This is a genomic window from Microbacterium enclense, from assembly GCF_001456955.1.
GTDB lineage: Bacteria > Actinomycetota > Actinomycetes > Actinomycetales > Microbacteriaceae > Microbacterium > Microbacterium enclense.
Map to the genome: position 1 here is coordinate 484,386 of NZ_KQ758467.1, position 16,318 is coordinate 500,703.

Here is a 16,318-nt window from a genome sequence, read left to right on the forward strand (position 1 = left end):
TCGTCGGGGTGTGCGTCGGGATTACCGTTTCGGGGCGCTTTCGTCAAGCGGGGGCGGGCGTTCAGGTAGCCCGCGAAACATGACCGGCATGAGCGAGATCACCGCACACCACGGACTCCTGACCGACATCGACCTGCACGTCGACGACACCGGCGGCACCGGGCGCCCCGTCGTCCTCATCCACGGCTGGCCCCTTTCGGGCGAGTCGTGGGCGCATCAGATCCCCGCGGTCGAGGGCGCCGGTTACCGGGTCGTCACCTACGACCGCCGGGGCTTCGGGCGCAGCGACAAGCCGCGCACGGGATACGACTACGACACGTTCGCCGATGACCTCCAGGCCGTGCTCGAGGCGCTCGACCTGCGCGACGCCACCCTCGTGGGCTTCTCCATGGGCGGCGGCGAGGTCGCGCGCTACCTCTCGCGCCACGGCTCGGAGCGCATCCACAGCGTCGTCTTCGCCGCGGCGGTGCCGCCGTACCTGGCCCAGACCGACGACAACCCCGAGGGCCCGCTCGACGACGCCACCGCCGACGGCATGAAGCAGGGGCTCAAGGACGACGAGAAGTCGTTCTACCACCAGTTCACGACCGACTTCTTCTCCGTGGACGGCGCCCTCGCCGTGTCGGAAGCCGACCGCGCCGAGGCCGAGCGCCTCGCGAACCAGGCCGACCACCACGCGGCGCTGAAGTCGATGGAAGCCTTCGCCACCACCGACTTCCGCGACGACCTGCCGAAGGTCACCGTTCCGACGCTCGTCATCCACGGCGACAGCGACGCGACCGTGCCGTTCGAGGGGTCGGGCAAGCGTACCCACGAGGCCATCGCCGGCAGCGAGCTGCACGTGGTCGCGGGCGCCCCCCACGGTGTCAACGTCAGCCACGCCGACGAGTTCAACCGGGTGCTGATCGACTTCCTCCAGCGCTGAGGCTCGGCCGCGCGTCCTCACTCTCGCCCGCACCCGCGGTGGACGCGCGACGCGTCGGATGCCCCGTCGTCTCCGGACGGCGGGGCATCGTCGTACCCGGGCGAGCATTCTCCCCGTCGGGGTGAGGGCGGTGGTGAAGGCCGCCGCCCGCGCGCCCGGGCGCGGGTCGCCGTCGCCGATCCGCGTCCTACCCTGGCCCGATGCCCTCCCTCGACGCCCCCGTCTCGCGCCCGCGGGTGCGCCGTCGACGGCGATGGCGCGACGGCGGCTCCAGCACCGCGCGGTGGGATCTCGAGATGCTCGGATGGGCCGCGTGCGCCGTCGGGGCGGGAGTCCTCGGCGCCCATGTCGCCCACGCGGTCTTCCCCGTCGAGACCGCCGCGGACGCTGCGCGCGCACTGGTGTGGCTGTCGATGGCGGTTCCCGTCGTCGTGGCGTTCTGGGGCTCGCGACCGCGGGGCCTGTTGCGGTTCCGCTCCATCGATCTCGTCTACGGGGCCGTGTTCGGGGTAGTCCTGCGTCTGACGCAGGGGATCGTCGCCGACCTCGTCGAGGGCGGTGCCGCGTGGCCGTCGACGTTCTCGAGCGACGGGGGCCTGCCTGCGACGTTCCCGCTCGACGCGCTGGCCGGGTCGCTGGTCGCTCCGGCCCTCGAAGAGGCGTTCTTCCGTGGCGTCGTGCTGGTCGGCGTCTTCGTCGTCATCCGGCGCCGGCTCGGCGCGTCGACGGCCGGTGCCGCCGCGATCGCGTTCTCGACGGCCCTGTTCCTCCTGGCGCACGTCTTGACCGCGCCGCGGGCGATGTCGGACCTCGTGACGCTCGCGCTCCTCGGCGTCGTCGCGGGTGCGTTCGTCGTCGGAACCGGGCGGATCTGGCCGGCGGTGGCGACCCACGTGGTCTACAACGCGACCGGGTTCGCGCTGGTCGCGGTGGGCACGCTCCTCGCGTGACGTCCTGACGCCATTTGGTCGTGGCATCCGGATGCCGTAGTCTTGCTCTTTGGTGCCCGCCTCTCTGCGAGCGGGTCGCCCGAACGTGAGCCCTCCACCGGCCCTGTTCCCGTGTCGTCGACGCGGCAACGGACCACCGGAGCGGGATTCACGAACTCCTCCGTTCGATCAAGAAAGCAGCACTACTGTGACGCGCACTTTCACCCCCAAGGCCGCTGAGGTCACGCGCGAGTGGGTCGTTATCGACGCCACCGACGTCGTCCTCGGCCGTCTCGCCTCGCACGCGGCGGTCCTCCTCCGCGGCAAGCACAAGGCCACCTTCGCCAACCACATCGACTCCGGCGACTTCGTCATCGTGATCAACGCCGACAAGGTCGCGCTCACGGGTCAGAAGCTCACGCAGAAGAAGGCGTACCGCCACTCGGGCTTCCCGGGCGGCCTCAAGTCCGTCACCTACGACGAACTCCTCGAGAAGAACCCCGTCCGCGCGGTCGAGAAGGCCATCCGCGGCATGCTGCCCAAGAACAGCCTCGGCGCGGCGCAGCTCAAGAAGCTCAAGGTCTACCGCGGCGCGGAGCACCCCCACGGTGCCCAGCAGCCCACGGCATACACCTTCGACCAGGTCGCCCAGTAAGCGCCGCCGGATAAGGACGAAACAGTGTCGAACATCGACTCCAGCAACTACAGCACCGAGACGCCGGCCGAGCAGTCGGCCGTCGCGGCCGAGCGCCCCGTGCTCTCCGTCCCCGGCGCAGCCGTGGGCCGTCGCAAGCAGGCCATCGCCCGCGTGCGCCTGGTTCCCGGCTCGGGCACGATCACGGTCAACGGCCGCACGATCGAGGACTACTTCCCGAACAAGCTGCACCAGCAGCTGATCAACGACCCGTTCACGGTGCTCGAGCTCGCGGGCTCGTACGACGTGATCGCCCGCATCTCCGGCGGTGGCCCCTCGGGTCAGGCCGGCGCGCTGCGCCTGGGCATCGCCCGTGCGCTCAACGAGATCGACGCCGAGAACAATCGCCCGACCCTCAAGAAGGCCGGCTTCCTCTCGCGCGACGCTCGCGTCAAGGAGCGCAAGAAGGCCGGTCTCAAGAAGGCCCGCAAGGCGCCTCAGTACTCCAAGCGCTGAGTTCGACCCTCCGTATGCCTCTTTTCGGCACGGACGGGGTGCGGGGGCTGGCCAACGGCCTCCTCACCGCCGAGCTCGCGCTGCACCTGGCCCAGGCGACTGCCGTCGTCCTGGGCCAGGGCCGTTCTGCGGAGGCGCGCAAGGCCGAGGGTCGTCGACTCACGGCCGTCGTCGCCCGCGATCCGCGGGTCTCGGGGGAGTTCCTCGCGGCTGCGGTCGCCGCAGGTCTGGCCTCCTCCGGCGTCGATGTGCTCGACGCCGGCGTCATCCCGACCCCCGCCACCGCCTTCCTCATCGCCGACCACGACGCCGACTTCGGCGTGATGGTCTCGGCCTCGCACAATCCCGCTCCCGACAACGGGATCAAGATCTTTGCGCGCGGCGGCACCAAACTGCCTGACGTCGTCGAGCAGCGCATCGAGAAGGCGCTCGAGGGCGACCGCCTGCAGCCCACGGGCGCCGGTGTCGGCCGCATCCGCCGCTTCGCCGACGCGGAAGACCGCTACGTGCTGCACCTCCTGGGTTCGCTGCCGCACCGCCTCGACGGCATCCACGTCGTGCTCGACTGCGCGCACGGCGCCGCCGCCGGCGTGTCGCCCGAGACGTTCAAGGATGCCGGCGCTCAGGTGACCGTCATCGGCGCGGAGCCCGACGGGCTCAACATCAACGACGGCGTCGGCTCGACGCACCTCGACGTGCTCGCCGAGGCGGTCGTACGCCTCGGCGCCGATGTCGGCATCGCCCACGACGGCGATGCCGACCGGTGCCTCGCCGTGGACGCCGAGGGCAACGTCGTCGACGGAGACCAGATCATGGCCATCCTCGCGGTGGCGATGAAGGAGCGCGGCGCGCTCGTCGACGACACGCTGGTCGCGACGGTCATGAGCAACCTCGGCCTCCATCGGGCGATGGAGGCTCACGGCATCCGGGTTCTGCAGACGGCCGTCGGCGACCGCTACGTGCTCGAGACCATGAACGAGCGCGGCTTCTCGCTCGGGGGCGAGCAGTCGGGTCACGTCATCATGAGCGAGTTCGCCACGACCGGTGACGGACTGCTGACCGGCCTGCACATCGTGGCCGAGATGGCCCGTCAGAAGAAGACCCTCGCCGAGCTCGCGTCACTGATGACGGTGTATCCGCAGGTGCTCGTCAACGTGCGCGGCGTCGATCGCGACGGTGTGAACGACGAGGGTGTGCAGGAGGCGGTGGCCGCCTCGGTCGCCGAGCTCGGCGACTCCGGCCGTGTGCTGCTGCGCGCCTCGGGCACCGAGCCCCTGGTGCGCGTGATGGTGGAGGCCGCGTCCGAACAGGTCGCCCGTGCTCACGCCGATCGACTGGCCGAGGTCGTGCGGGAGCGTCTGGCGCTGTAGATGCGGCCCGCTCGCGCGGGCCGGGGCTGACGTCGTGCCGGTCGGGTGAGGTGCGCGGCGTCGCGCGAGTCGTGTTGCGCGGTGGATGCCGATGAGTTGTGCCGTGTGTTCGTGTGGGCGCCTCTTCTGCGGGCGGTTCTCGCAAGTCATCGGGGTTCGCGGCGGGCGGGGCGGCGCGGGGCCGGGCGGCGCGGGGCCGGGCGGCGCGGGGCGGGGCGGCCCGGGATGCCGGTGAGTGGCGGCGTTTGTTCGCGGGGGCGCCTCTTTTCGTGCACTTCTCGCAAGTCACCGGTGGGCGGCTCGGGGCGCGGGCGGCGGCGACGCCGGAGGGCCGCCGGGCGGGGAGAGGGGCAGCGACGCGTCAGTACTCCAGCGACTCGATGTAGCGCAGGAGCACGCCCTCACGCAGAGCCCAGGGCGAGACCTCGAGCTCCTCGACGTCGAGCGCTTTCATCGCTCGCTCCACGACGACGGCCGCGGCGACGATCTGGAACGTGCGATCGGCGGTGATGCCGGGCAACGCCTCGCGCGCGTCGGCGGGGATGCGAGCCAGACGCGGGATCCAGTCCTTCAACTCCCGACGCGGGAGCACCATGCGGTCGATGCCCGACCAGCCCGGAACGGGGTAGCCCGCGAGCTTCGCGAGCGAGCGGATCGCCTTCGACGACCCCACCACGTGGTCGGGGCGGGGGAGCGCCGCGAAGCGCTCTGCCACGGGCGCAAGCACCGACATGGCGTGCTGGCGCAGCGCGTCGATCTCGTCGGTGCTCGGCGGGTCGTGGGGCAGGAACTGCACGGTCGAGCGCCCCGCGCCGAGCGGCACGGACTCGGCGAGGTCGGGCAGCTCGTCGGCGCCGCCCGCGATCTCGAGCGACCCGCCGCCGATGTCGAACAGCAGGATCTGCCCCGCCGACCAGCCGAACCACCGCCGGACCGCGAGATAGGTGAAACGCGCCTCGGTCTCGCCGCCCAGCACCTGCAGCGGCTGGCCGAGCACGTCTTCGATCTGCGCGATGACCGCCTCGCCGTTCGTCGCTTCGCGGACGGCGGAGGTCGCGGTGGCGAGGAGCTCGTCGACCCCCTCGGCCTTGGCCGTGGCGCAGGCCGCCGACACGGCATCCACGAGTCCCTTGACACCCTCGGGCGAGATGGAGCCGTCGGGCTGCAGATAACGCATGAGGCGCAGCACCGAGCGGTGCGAGGTGGTGGCCGTGGGCCGGCCTCCCGCACGGGCATTGGCGACGAGCAGGTGGACGGTGTTCGAACCGATGTCGAGGACTCCCAGGCGCACGCTCCGAGCGTAGTGGCGCGGTCCGGTCGCGCCCGTCGTCGGCGGTTCCCGGATGCCGCGGCCCCGGCGTCCCGGGCCGGGTCGCGCCAGTAGCATGGGCGGGTGTCCGCCGCCGAGACCGACGCTGCCGCGCCGTCGCTGAGCCCCTACCGTCAGATCGACCGCGACGACTGGTCGCGCATGGCGGGTGGCATCCAGCAGCCGCTCACCGAGACCGAGGTGGTGCAGCTGCGCGGGATCGGCGATCGCCTCGACCTGCGCGAGGTCGCCGAGGTGTATCTGCCGCTGAGCCGGTTGCTGAGCCTGTACGCGCGCGCGACGCGCCGCCTGGGCGCCGACACCAGCGAGTTCCTGGGCGAGACGGATGCCACGACCCCGTTCGTCATCGGCGTCGCCGGCTCGGTGGCGGTGGGCAAGTCGACCATCGCCCGCCTGCTGCGCGAGCTCATGAGCCGCTGGCCCGACACCCCGCGGGTCGAGCTCGTGACCACCGACGGCTTCCTCTACCCCAACGCCGAGCTGGAGCGTCGGGGCCTCATGGACCGCAAGGGCTTCCCCGAGTCGTACGACCGGCGGGCGCTCGTGCAGTTCCTCAGCGAAGTGAAGTCCGGCGCCGAAGAGGCCCGTGCACCGTTCTACTCGCACGTGCGGTACGACATCATGCCCGACGCGCACGTGAGCGTGCATCGACCCGACGTCGTCATCGTCGAGGGGCTCAACGTGCTGCAGCCGCCGCCCTCGCCCAACGAGGTCGCCGTCAGCGACCTGTTCGACTTCTCGATCTACGTGGATGCCGACGCCGCCCACATCGAGAAGTGGTACGTCGACCGCTTCCTCGCGCTCCGCGACAACGCCTTCACGAACCCGACGTCGTTCTTCCGGGTCTTCGCCGACATCAGCGACGAAGAGGCCGTCGAACGCGCCCTCGGCTACTGGCGCGAGATCAACCTCCCCAACCTCGAGGAGAACGTGCTGCCGACCCGCCACCGGGCCAAGCTCGTGCTGCAGAAGGGTGCCGACCACACCGTCGACTCCGTTCTGCTGCGCAAGCTCTAGGCGCCGCCGCAGGGTTCGCCCGGTCGCCGCCCGTAGACTCGATTCCCATGTGCGGAATCATCGGTTACGTGGGTCCCCGGCAGAGCCAGGACATCCTCATCGCGGGTCTCTCGCGACTCGAATACCGGGGCTACGACTCCGCGGGGATCGCCGTGATCGACGGCGACGGCGGGCTCGACATGCGTAAGCGCGCCGGCAAGCTCGCGGTGCTGCGCGACGACCTCGACGCGCGGCCCATGCCCGACGGCACCACCGGTATCGGCCACACGCGCTGGGCCACCCACGGCGGACCGACGGATGCCAACGCGCACCCGCACCTCGCCGACGACGACAAGCTCGCCGTCATCCACAACGGCATCATCGAGAACTTCGCCGAGCTCAAGAGCGAGCTCGTCGGCGACGGGTTCGCGTTCCGCAGCGAGACCGACACCGAGGTCGCCGCCGTCATGATCGGCCGCGAGTACGCGCGCACCAAAGACCTGGTGCAGGCGTTCCGCTCGGTCGTCTCGCGTCTCGAGGGCGCGTACACCCTCCTCGCGATGCACCAGGACCACCCGGGCCTCGTCGTCGGCGCCCGCCGCAACTCGCCGCTGGTGATCGGCCTCGGCGAGGGCGAGAACTTCCTCGGCTCCGACGTCGCCGCCTTCGTCGAGCACACCCGCAACGCCCTCGCGATCGGGCAGGACGAGATCGTCGCCATCACCCCCGACGGCGTCGAGGTCACCGACTTCTCGGGCGCTCCCGTCGAGGTCGAGGCGTTCGAGGTCACGTGGGACGCCTCGGCGGCCGAGAAGGGCGGCTGGTCGTCGTTCATGGCCAAGGAGGTCTCGGAGGAGCCCGAGGCCGTCGCCAACACCCTGCGCGGCCGCATCCACGAGGGCCGGGTCGAGATCCCCGAGCTCGACGGGATGGACGACTTCCTCGCCGACATCGACCGCATCCTCGTCATCGCGTGCGGCACCGCGGCCTACGCCGGAATGGTCGGCAAGTACGCGCTCGAGACGTGGACGCGCGTGCCCGTCGACGTCGAGCTCGCCCACGAGTTCCGCTACCGCAACCCCGTGCTGTCGGAGCGCACGCTCGTCGTCTCGATCAGCCAGTCGGGCGAAACCATGGACACGCTCATGGCCGTGAAGTACGCCAGGTCGCGCGGGGCGAAGACCCTGTCGATCTGCAACACCCAGGGCGCCACCATCCCGCGCGAGTCGGATGCCATCGTCTACACGCATGCCGGCCCCGAGGTCGCCGTCGCCTCCACCAAGGCCTTCGTCGCCCAGATCACGGCGCTCTACCTGCTCGCCCTGCACGTGGGCCGCGTCCGCGGTGCCGTCGACCCCGTGGCATCCGTCGAGGCCGTCACCGAGCTCGAGGCCATCCCCGGCAAGATCGCCCGGGTGCTCGAGAGCGAGCAGGCCCGCATCGAGCAGCTCGCGCACTGGATGGCCGACACGCGCTCGGTGCTGTTCCTCGGCCGCAACGTCGGCTACCCGATCGCGCTCGAGGGCGCGTTGAAGCTCAAGGAGCTGGCGTACATCCACGCCGAGGGCTTCGCCGCAGGCGAGCTGAAGCACGGCCCCATCGCGCTGATCGAGCCCGGCCAGCCCGTGTTCGTCGTCGTGCCGTCGCCGCGCGGCTCGGGAGAGATGCACAAGAAGGTCGTGTCGAACATCGAGGAGATCCGCGCCCGCGGTGCCCGCGTGATCGCGATCGCCGAAGAGGGCGACGTCGCCGTGCTGCCCGCCGCCGACGAGGTGCTGCGCATCCCGCTCGCAGCTCCCCTGTTCGAGCCGCTTCTGGCCGTGGTGCCGTTGCACATCTTTGCGATGGGCCTCGCCGAGGCCAAGGGCCTCGACGTCGACCAGCCGCGCAACCTGGCGAAGTCGGTGACGGTCGAGTAAGCCGTCCTGCGTGAGGGGCCGGATGCCATGGCATCCGGCCCCTTCGTCGTTCTCGCGCGGACGAGGTGCCGACCCCGTGCGGTTCGGCGCGCGGGCGCGCGAGCGGCGGCCGAGGCCCGCGCGCACCGGCAGAATGGAGAGGATGCCACGAGGGGAGGGCGCATGATCGTCGGAATCGGCGTCGACGTGGTCGACGTCCCGCGGTTCGCCGCGACGCTCGCGCGCACCCCGCGCCTGCTGCCGCGTCTGTTCGCCCCGGCCGAACGCGTGCTCAAGCCGCGCTCGCTCGCCGCCCGCTACGCCGCCAAAGAAGCGTTGATCAAGGCGCTGGGGGGATCCGACGGCGTGCACTGGACCGATATCGAGATCGCCTCCGAGGCGTCGGGTCGGCCCGTGTTCTCGTTGAGCGGCGAGACCGCCGAGACGGTCGCGGCGCGCGGCATCACCGCCGTGCACCTGTCGATGTCGCACGACGCGGGGCTCGCGACCGCGTACGTCATCGCCGAGGCGGTCGAGAGTGCTGCGCCGCCCGCGGTGATCCCCGCGTTGCAGCCTGCCGCGGCCCCGGAGAGCGGCGCGGAAGATGAGCTCGCCGCTGTCCCGGCGGTGATTCCGGCGTTGCAGCCTGCACCGGCCCCGCTCGATGAGCAGGCGGGAGAGCGTGACCCCGCTGCCGCCCGTGAGGTCGCGGCGGGCGGGATCGCCGGGTCCGGGGCATCCGATTCCGACATCGCCCGGAAGGACACCGCATGAGGATGCCGCGGGGAGTGCTGCGCGAAGCGCTCATCGACGTCGACGCGATCACCGAGAACGTGCGGCACCTGCGCACCCTCACCGGGTCGCAGATCATCGCGGTGGTGAAGGCCGACGGCTACGGACACGGCGCCCTGCGCACGGCTCGCGCGGCGCTCGCGGGCGGTGCCACACGCATCGGCGTCTCCGACATCGACGAGGCTCTGGCCCTCCGGCGCGCCGGTATCCGCGCGCCCCTGTTCGCGTGGCTGCACGCTCCGGGCGTCTCGTTCGCCGAGGCCGTGCGTCACGACGTCGAGCTCGGCATCTCCGACCTCGAGCAGCTGCAGCGCGCGGGCGAGGCCTTCGCCGGCGGCAGATCCGCGGCCGTGCACCTGAAGATCGAGACCGGTCTGTCACGCAACGGGATCCCGCCCGCGCAGTGGCGCACCGTCTTCTCGGAGGCCGCGCGCCTGGAGCGCATCGGGCGCCTGCGCGTGATCGGGCTGTTCTCGCACCTGTCGAACACCAGCCTCGACGACGACCGGGCGGCGCTCGCCCGCTTCGAGGAGGGCATCGCCCTCGCCGCGGCCGCCGGGCTGAACCCTCCGCTGCGCCACCTCGCGGCCACCAACGCGGCGATCACGCTGCCCGAGGCGCGCTTCGGCTGCGTGCGCATCGGCATCGGGCTCTACGGCGTCTCGCCGCTCGCCGACCGCACGCCCGCCGACCTGGGGCTTCGTCCCGCCATGACGCTTCGCGGAGCCGTCGCCGCGGTGCGACGGGTGCCGGCCGGCACGGGGGTGTCGTACGGCTACGACTACCGCACCGAGCGCGACACCACTCTCGCCCTCGTGCCCCTGGGATACGCCGACGGCGTGCCGCGTCAGGCGTCGGGTCGCGGCCCGGTGTCGATCGGCGGCCGTCGTTTCACCGTCGCGGGCCGCATCGCCATGGACCAGTTCGTGGTCGACGTCGGCGACCACCCGGTGTCCGTGGGCGATGAGGCCGTGCTCTTCGGCGATCCGACGCTGGGTGCGCCCTCGGCGCGCGACTGGGCGGATGCCGCCGACACCATCGACTACGAGATCGTCACGCGGGTGGGTTCCCGCGTGCCCCGTCGGGAGGTCGACGCGTGAGCGTACCCACCGAACTGCTCGGGGTGCGCGAGGTCGCCGGCCCCGACGACATGCACGAGCTCGGCCGCGCGATCGGCCGAGCGCTCGAACCCGGTGACGTCGTCGTGCTCACCGGCCCCCTGGGCGCGGGCAAGACGACCCTGACCCGGGGGATCGGCGAGGGGCTCGGCATCCGGGGCCCCGTGCAGAGCCCCACGTTCGTGATCGCCCGCACGCATCCCTCGCTCGTGGGCGGCACACCCCTCGTGCACGTCGACGCCTATCGGCTGGGGGCGGCGGTCGAGCTCGACGACCTCGACATCGACGTCGCCGGCTCCGCGGTGATCGTCGAGTGGGGTCGCGGCGTCGCGGAGTACCTGGCCGACACGTGGTGGGAGATCGAGATCGACCGGCACCTGGGCGGGCGCGGCGTCGACAACGCGTGCGGTGAGATCGCCGTGCACACGGTGGAACTCGACGCCGACGCTCCGCGGACCGTCACGATCTCACGGCGTCCCTGAGGAGGCCCGGCCGCCCGGGGCGGGGATCAGCCGGTGGTGGTGCGCCGAGCCCCGCGAGGGCGGGGTGTACGGGGGCGCGAAGGGCGTGGCATCCGCTCCGCCGTCCACACCTCGCGCAGGGCGTCGACGGTCGCGACGGGCTGCTCCACGTGGGCGAAGTGTCCGCTGTCGGCGAGCACGCGGTCGTCGTAGTCGGGTAGGAGCGCCGCCCAGTCCCGGGCGTCGCGCTCGGCGACGAACACGTCGTGCGCACCGCGCACCGAGCGGACGGGGCAGACGATGCGCCGCCAGACGCCGTCGTCGTGGGTGAGCGAGGCGCGGGCCGCGGCGAGGAAGGAGGCGGGGCGGATCTCGTCTGCGAGGGCGTCGGTGACGGAGCGACCGATGCGATCCGGATGCCGGAACAACGGTCGCGCGAGCACGCGCAGTGCGCGCGTGCGTCGCAGCAGCCGCAGCAGCGGACGCGCGAGGGGCCCGATCGCGCGCAGCACCCGCATCGCCATCACCATGCCGGCCAGCCACGGCAGCCGCACGGCGCCGGCGAACGGATGCCGGGTCACCGCCCGGGCACCCGCTCCGCTGGGTGAGACGACGCCGACCGCGACCGTCTCGTGCGGGAAGCGCGCGGCGACGTCCAGGGCGATCACCCCGCCGAGAGAGTGCCCGATCACCCGCCATCGGGGATAGCCGAGGGCCCGCGCGACCGCCGCGACCGCGACGGCGAGCTCCGCCGGATCGGGGACGGGGCCGGGCGTCTCGCCCCAGCCGGGCAGGTCGAGGGCGACGACGTCCGTGAGGCGGGGAGCGGTGGATGCCGAGATCATCGGCACCCACGTGGTCCACGACCCCGCCGCGCCGTGCAGCAGGATCGTTGCGACGGGACTCCCCGAGCCGCGGCCGGTGCGCACGACGAGCGGGCCGACGCCCGTCGGGACGACGACGTGGCGGAGGCCGAGCTCGGTGGCATCCATGCCGCTTCTTCGGAGCGGAGGACGAGGTCGGATGCCGCCGGGGGAGCCGTGTCGGAGGTGCCGGATACCCTGGAACGGTGATCATCGGCATCGACACCTCGCTCGGCACCGCGGTCGCGGCGATCGCACGCGACGGGGAGGTGCTCGTCGACGAGCAGAGCGCGAATCCCCTCGGCCACGCCGAGGTGATCGGCGATCTGCTGCGGCGGGCGACGGCGGCGGCTCCCGCGCCGGCGCACGTCGCCATCGGCATGGGCCCGGGCCCGTTCACGGGCCTCCGAGTCGGCATCGCCGCCGCACGGGTCTACGCGATCGGCCGCGGGGTTCCGATCGTCCCGGTGCCCAGTCACGACGGGGTCGCACTCGGCGTGCTGCTCGGCGACGCGCTCACCCACGCCGACACCGGTCGCTTCGCCGTCGTGACCGACGCCCGTCGCCGGGAGTTCGCGTACAGCGTCTACGAGGGACTCGACGACGACGGCCTGCCGGTCCGTTTGGCCGACGCCGCGCTCAGTCCGCGCGACGACCTCGACGCCCGCCTCGCCGACCTCGAAGCGGTACGCGTCGACGCAAGGAGGGTGTCGGCCGCCATGATCGCGCTCGCCGCGGCCCGCGCTCTCGACGCCGGTCGCACGCTCGCCGGCGCCGAGCCGCTCTACCTGCGCAGCCCCGACGTCGTCGCCGCGCACGCCCCGAAGCGGGTGAGCTGATGAGCACGCGCACCGCCACGGTCGCCGACCTCGACGCGATCATGACGCTCGAGCGTGCGTCGTTCCCCACCGATGCGTGGAGCGACGCGATGATGCGCGAAGAACTCGCGTCGCCGCACGGATGGTACGTCGTGATCGAAGAGCTCGGGCGCGTGGTCGGCTACGCCGGTCTGCGAGCCGTGCGCGGCGCCCGCGACGCCGACGTGCAGACGATCACCATCTCCGAGTCGGCGCGCGGGCGGGGCCGCGGACGCGCTCTGCTCGGAAACCTGCTCGACGAGGCCGTTCGCCGCGGCGTGCACGAGGTCTTCCTCGAGGTGCGGGCCGACAATCCCGTCGCCCAGAAGCTCTACCTGTCGGAGGGGTTCGTCGAGGTCGGACGCCGTCCGCGCTATTACCAGCCCGACGACGTCGACGCGCTCGTGATGCAGCTCGACCTGCGCGGGTGGGCGGCGCGTCGCGCGGAGACGGCCTCTGCAGGCCCCCTGCTCACCGGTTCGGAGTCCGCCGCGGTCCCGGCTTCCGAGCCCGGGGCGCTCCGCGACGCTGAGGCTGGTGGGCTCCAGGGCGCTGAGACCGGAGAGCTCGAGAAGGCTGACGCCATCGACGGGGCCGGCCACCCTGCCTTCCCGACCCCCATTTCCGGAAAGGGCTGGTGCTGATGAACGCGCCCCTCGTGCTCGGCATCGAGACCAGCTGCGATGAGACCGGGATCGGTATCGTCCGCGGCCGGCAGCTGCTGAGCAACACCATCGCCTCCAGCATGGACGAGCACGCCCGCTACGGCGGCGTCGTGCCCGAGGTCGCCGCCCGCGCCCACCTCGAAGCGCTGCAGCCCTCGATCGACACCGCCCTCGCCGAGGCGGGCGTCACCCTCGCCGACCTCGACGCCGTCGCCGTCACCAGCGGTCCCGGCCTTGCCGGGGCGCTCATGGTCGGGGTGGGGGCGGCGAAGGGACTCGCGGTCGCGCTCGACAAGCCGCTGTACGCCGTGAACCATCTCGTCGGGCACATCGCCGCCGACATCCTCGACGCCGACGCCGGCGAGCTCGAGTACCCGACCGTCGCCCTCCTGGTCAGCGGCGGCCACACTTCTCTGCTGCTCGTGCGCGATCTCACCAGCGACGTCGAACTCCTCGGCGAGACCATGGACGACGCCGCCGGCGAAGCCTTCGACAAGGTCGCGCGGCTGCTGAAGCTGCCCTACCCGGGCGGCCCCGAGATCGACCGTGCCGCTGCCGACGGCGACCCCACCGCGATCCGCTTCCCGCGGGGGCTCTCGCGCGCCTCCGACATGGCATCCCACCGCTACGACTTCTCGTTCTCGGGACTCAAGACCGCCGTCGCGCGCTGGGTCGAGCAGCACGAAGCCGCGGGTCAGCCCGTGCCGGTGGCCGACGTCGCCGCGTCATTCCGCGAGGCCGTGGTCGACGTGCTCGTGACGAAGGCGCTCGACGCATGCGCGCGCCACGGCGTTCCCCGCCTGCTGCTCGGCGGCGGCGTGATCGCCAACAAGCGTCTGCGCGACGTCGCCCTCGAGCGGGCGGCCGCCGCGGGGGTGGCGGTGCGCATCCCGCCGCTGCGACTGTGCACCGACAACGGAGCGATGATCGCCGCGCTCGCCGCAGAACTCATCTCGTCGGGCCGACGCCCCTCCACCCTCGCCTTCGGTGCGGATTCGACGCTGCCCGTCACCGAGATCCAGGTGGCCGAAGATGCGGATGCCGAGCCGCCGACGTCCGCAACCGTCGCCGATGCCGCGACAGCCGGGGGTGCGCCGTGACGGAGGTGCCTCCGCCGACGCGGCGCACCCGCAAGGACTCTCCGGGATCGGCCCCGGGCGCTGTGCCGTCCGTCGACGGCGCGACACGCCCCGGGTCGGACCCGTCGTCGGCCTCCGCCCCGACGCCCGCGATCCCGGGGAGTGCGGCGGCCGCGGCGGCGCTGTACGCGCAGGTTCCGAGCGGGGCGGGGCCAGGCTCGACCGGGATGCCGGCTGGGCTTGGTTCGAGTGGAACCGGAACGCCGGTCACGCCCGCCCCGGGCGGAACGGGAACGCCGGCCGCGGACGCCTCCGGGGCGAACGCGAGCCTGGGCGCGCCCTTCGTCGACGATCCCGAACGGATGCCGACGGCTCAGCTCGAGATGGCCGCGTTCGGCGATCACCTCATCCCGTACGTGCCGCCCGAACCGCCCGCGCCGCGGTCGCTCGCCCCGTGGGCGCTCGCGCTGGCGATCCTCGCGCTGACGGCATCCCTCTTCACCGGATGGCTCCTGCCCCTGGGCGTGGTCGCGCTCGTCGCCTCAGCGCTGTCGTTGCGCAGACCACGCGACAGTCGCCGTGTCGGCGGGTGGGCGCTGGCCCTGGCCGTCGTCTCCCTCGCCTTCAGCGCCGGCTGGCTGATCTGGGGCTTCTCGCAGCTCGCGGTCGTCTGAGCGGATCGATCAGACGCGGTCGGCGAGCAGCGCGAGCCGCTTGGAGCCGACGCGGGTCACGATGAGCGTCGCCGCCTCGTCGCCCCGCAGTGACAGCTTCTTGCGCAGCACGGCGGGATCGACATCGACGCCGCGCTTCTTGATCTCGAGCGTTCCGATGCCGCGGGCTCGCAGCGCCTGAGCGAGCTTCTTCGTGTCGACCGGCAGCTGCTCCCGCACCCGGAAGGTCGACACGAACGGGCTCGTCAACGCGGCATCCGAGGTCAGGTAGGCGATCCCGGTCGACAGCATGCCCGCGTCGAGGGCGCGGGCGACCTCGCCGATGAGCCGGGCGCGGATCACCGCACCGTCGGGCTCGTGCACGAAAGCGCCGAGCTCCCGGGAGTCGACGTCGGGGCTGTCGTCGGGGGCGGTGAGCTCCCACGCATCGTCGCCGCGCACCACGAGCGCCGCCCGGCGCACCCCGTCGCGCGCCAGGGCCCCCGCCCACAGCACGAGCTCGATGGTCGAACCGTCGGCGCTGATCCACTGCGCCTCCACGTCGTCGGGGATCAGCGCCCGGTCGAAGCCCGGGCCGAGTTTGACCCCGCCCGGGATGCGGCCAAGGAGCGCGAACACCCACTCGAGCGAGGGCGACCACTCGCCGGATGCCACCTGTCGCGTCTCGGCGTGACCGGCGGTGCGTCGCGCGGGGTCGAGCCACACGGCGTCCATTCCGGTCAGGTCCACTTCTTCGGCGCGGGCGTGGGCGACGGTCGCGGCGTCGCCGAACGGAGCCAGGTTGTACGCGGCGATCGCGGCGGTCACCTCGTCGGCGTCGACGGCGTGCACCCGGATGCCGAGCCCCGCGAGTCCCAGCGCGTCACCGCCGATGCCGCAGCCCAGGTCGGCGACGCGTTCGATGCCGGCCGCACGGAACCGGCCGGCGTGACGCGCGGCGATCGGCAGGCGCGTCGCCTGTTCGAGGCCCGCTCGGGTGAACAGCATCCGCTCGGCGAACGGACCGAACTTCGCCGCGGCGCGCACGCGCAGGCGGGCTTGCCCGACGACCCCGGCGACGAGATCGGGGGAGTGGCCGGCCGCCCGCAGCCGCGAGACGGCGCGTGCCGCATCGTCGGTGTTGTCGAGGGGGCCGATCTCGTCGAGCAGGCGCAGGCCCTCGGGGGTGAGCAGGGCGGTGAGCTCGGCGATGTCCACCGAACCAGCCTAGG

16 protein-coding genes and 1 pseudogene are annotated in these 16,318 nt (G+C 72.4%); 14 read left to right on the top strand and 3 right to left on the bottom strand.

The annotated features are described in order from the left end of the window. Positions 1-88 precede the first annotated feature (88 nt). From AS029_RS02250 to glmM, 5 genes are all read left to right on the top strand, one after another. Entirely contained in the window at positions 89-925 is an 837-nt protein-coding gene (locus AS029_RS02250) for an alpha/beta fold hydrolase (RefSeq protein WP_058231197.1), read from the top strand. A gap of 200 nt (positions 926-1,125) precedes the next feature. Then, positions 1,126-1,875, top strand: a complete 750-nt coding sequence (locus tag AS029_RS02255; protein ID WP_058230949.1) for a CPBP family intramembrane glutamic endopeptidase — start codon at positions 1,126-1,128, stop codon at positions 1,873-1,875. A 187-nt stretch (positions 1,876-2,062) separates the two neighbouring features. Continuing rightward, positions 2,063-2,509 (top strand): 50S ribosomal protein L13, encoded by a 447-nt coding sequence (gene rplM, locus AS029_RS02260; protein ID WP_058230950.1) that lies wholly within the window; start codon positions 2,063-2,065, stop codon positions 2,507-2,509. Positions 2,510-2,533: 24 nt separating this feature from the next. Next, positions 2,534-3,004, top strand: coding sequence for a 30S ribosomal protein S9 (gene rpsI, locus AS029_RS02265; RefSeq protein WP_058230951.1), 471 nt, complete (start codon positions 2,534-2,536; stop codon positions 3,002-3,004). 14 nt (positions 3,005-3,018) lie between these two features. Beyond that, the gene (gene glmM, locus AS029_RS02270; RefSeq protein WP_058230952.1) at positions 3,019-4,374 is read left to right on the top strand and encodes a phosphoglucosamine mutase; all 1,356 of its coding nucleotides are present in this window, start codon (positions 3,019-3,021) and stop codon (positions 4,372-4,374) included. Between the two features lie 361 nt (positions 4,375-4,735). Here glmM and AS029_RS02275 read toward each other — a convergent pair whose 3' ends face one another. Then, on the bottom strand, positions 4,736-5,665 hold the full coding sequence (locus AS029_RS02275; protein WP_058230953.1) for a Ppx/GppA phosphatase family protein: 930 nt from the start codon (positions 5,663-5,665) through the stop codon (positions 4,736-4,738). A 102-nt stretch (positions 5,666-5,767) separates the two neighbouring features. Between AS029_RS02275 and coaA the strand changes: the two genes are divergently transcribed. The 5 genes and pseudogenes from coaA (at position 5,768) to tsaE (ending at position 10,990) form a co-directional block, all read left to right on the top strand. Continuing rightward, on the top strand, positions 5,768-6,721 hold the full coding sequence (coaA, locus tag AS029_RS02280; protein WP_058230954.1) for a type I pantothenate kinase: 954 nt from the start codon (positions 5,768-5,770) through the stop codon (positions 6,719-6,721). A gap of 47 nt (positions 6,722-6,768) precedes the next feature. Beyond that, complete coding sequence (gene glmS, locus AS029_RS02285) at positions 6,769-8,619, top strand: glutamine--fructose-6-phosphate transaminase (isomerizing) (protein WP_058230955.1); 1,851 nt, start codon at positions 6,769-6,771, stop codon at positions 8,617-8,619. A 162-nt stretch (positions 8,620-8,781) separates the two neighbouring features. After that, a pseudogene (locus AS029_RS02290) lies at positions 8,782-9,129 on the top strand (holo-ACP synthase); the annotation flags it as partial. A 239-nt stretch (positions 9,130-9,368) separates the two neighbouring features. Then, a complete protein-coding gene (gene alr, locus AS029_RS02295) occupies positions 9,369-10,490 on the top strand; it encodes an alanine racemase (protein ID WP_058230956.1) in 1,122 nt (373 codons plus the stop codon). Next, positions 10,487-10,990, top strand: coding sequence for a tRNA (adenosine(37)-N6)-threonylcarbamoyltransferase complex ATPase subunit type 1 TsaE (gene tsaE, locus AS029_RS02300; RefSeq protein WP_058230957.1), 504 nt, complete (start codon positions 10,487-10,489; stop codon positions 10,988-10,990). The genes alr and tsaE overlap by 4 nt, the downstream gene beginning before the upstream one ends. A gap of 26 nt (positions 10,991-11,016) precedes the next feature. Here tsaE and AS029_RS02305 read toward each other — a convergent pair whose 3' ends face one another. Further along, positions 11,017-11,961, bottom strand: coding sequence for an alpha/beta fold hydrolase (locus tag AS029_RS02305; RefSeq protein ID WP_058230958.1), 945 nt, complete (start codon positions 11,959-11,961; stop codon positions 11,017-11,019). Positions 11,962-12,038: 77 nt separating this feature from the next. Between AS029_RS02305 and tsaB the strand changes: the two genes are divergently transcribed. From tsaB to AS029_RS02325, 4 genes are all read left to right on the top strand, one after another. Further along, complete coding sequence (gene tsaB / locus AS029_RS02310; protein ID WP_058230959.1) at positions 12,039-12,671, top strand: tRNA (adenosine(37)-N6)-threonylcarbamoyltransferase complex dimerization subunit type 1 TsaB; 633 nt, start codon at positions 12,039-12,041, stop codon at positions 12,669-12,671. Next, complete coding sequence (rimI, locus tag AS029_RS02315; protein ID WP_058230960.1) at positions 12,671-13,333, top strand: ribosomal protein S18-alanine N-acetyltransferase; 663 nt, start codon at positions 12,671-12,673, stop codon at positions 13,331-13,333. The genes tsaB and rimI overlap by 1 nt, the downstream gene beginning before the upstream one ends. Further along, positions 13,333-14,454, top strand: a complete 1,122-nt coding sequence (gene tsaD / locus AS029_RS02320; protein WP_139167990.1) for a tRNA (adenosine(37)-N6)-threonylcarbamoyltransferase complex transferase subunit TsaD — start codon at positions 13,333-13,335, stop codon at positions 14,452-14,454. Before rimI ends, tsaD begins: the two co-directional genes overlap by 1 nt. Positions 14,455-14,660: 206 nt before the next feature. Continuing rightward, entirely contained in the window at positions 14,661-15,107 is a 447-nt protein-coding gene (locus tag AS029_RS02325) for a hypothetical protein (protein WP_139167991.1), read from the top strand. A gap of 9 nt (positions 15,108-15,116) precedes the next feature. On the opposite strand, the gene AS029_RS02330 is transcribed toward AS029_RS02325, so the two are convergent. Beyond that, positions 15,117-16,304 carry a THUMP-like domain-containing protein gene (locus AS029_RS02330; protein ID WP_058230963.1) on the bottom strand — a complete coding sequence of 396 codons (1,188 nt, stop codon included), beginning with the start codon at positions 16,302-16,304 and terminating at the stop codon, positions 15,117-15,119. Positions 16,305-16,318 lie beyond the last annotated feature (14 nt).

Bases quoted from the DNA above. Each gene is read 5' to 3' on its own strand.
- AS029_RS02250 (WP_058231197.1), top strand. From the start codon at position 89: ATGAGCGAGATCACCGCACACCACGGACTCCTGACCGACATCGACCTG.
- AS029_RS02255 (WP_058230949.1), top strand. From the start codon at position 1,126: ATGCCCTCCCTCGACGCCCCCGTCTCGCGCCCGCGGGTGCGCCGTCGA.
- glmM (WP_058230952.1), top strand. From the start codon at position 3,019: ATGCCTCTTTTCGGCACGGACGGGGTGCGGGGGCTGGCCAACGGCCTC.
- glmS (WP_058230955.1), top strand. From the start codon at position 6,769: ATGTGCGGAATCATCGGTTACGTGGGTCCCCGGCAGAGCCAGGACATC.
- alr (WP_058230956.1), top strand. From the start codon at position 9,369: ATGAGGATGCCGCGGGGAGTGCTGCGCGAAGCGCTCATCGACGTCGAC.
- AS029_RS02305 (WP_058230958.1), bottom strand. From the start codon at position 11,961: ATGGATGCCACCGAGCTCGGCCTCCGCCACGTCGTCGTCCCGACGGGC.
- rimI (WP_058230960.1), top strand. From the start codon at position 12,671: ATGAGCACGCGCACCGCCACGGTCGCCGACCTCGACGCGATCATGACG.
- tsaD (WP_139167990.1), top strand. From the start codon at position 13,333: ATGAACGCGCCCCTCGTGCTCGGCATCGAGACCAGCTGCGATGAGACC.
- AS029_RS02325 (WP_139167991.1), top strand. From the start codon at position 14,661: ATGCCGGCTGGGCTTGGTTCGAGTGGAACCGGAACGCCGGTCACGCCC.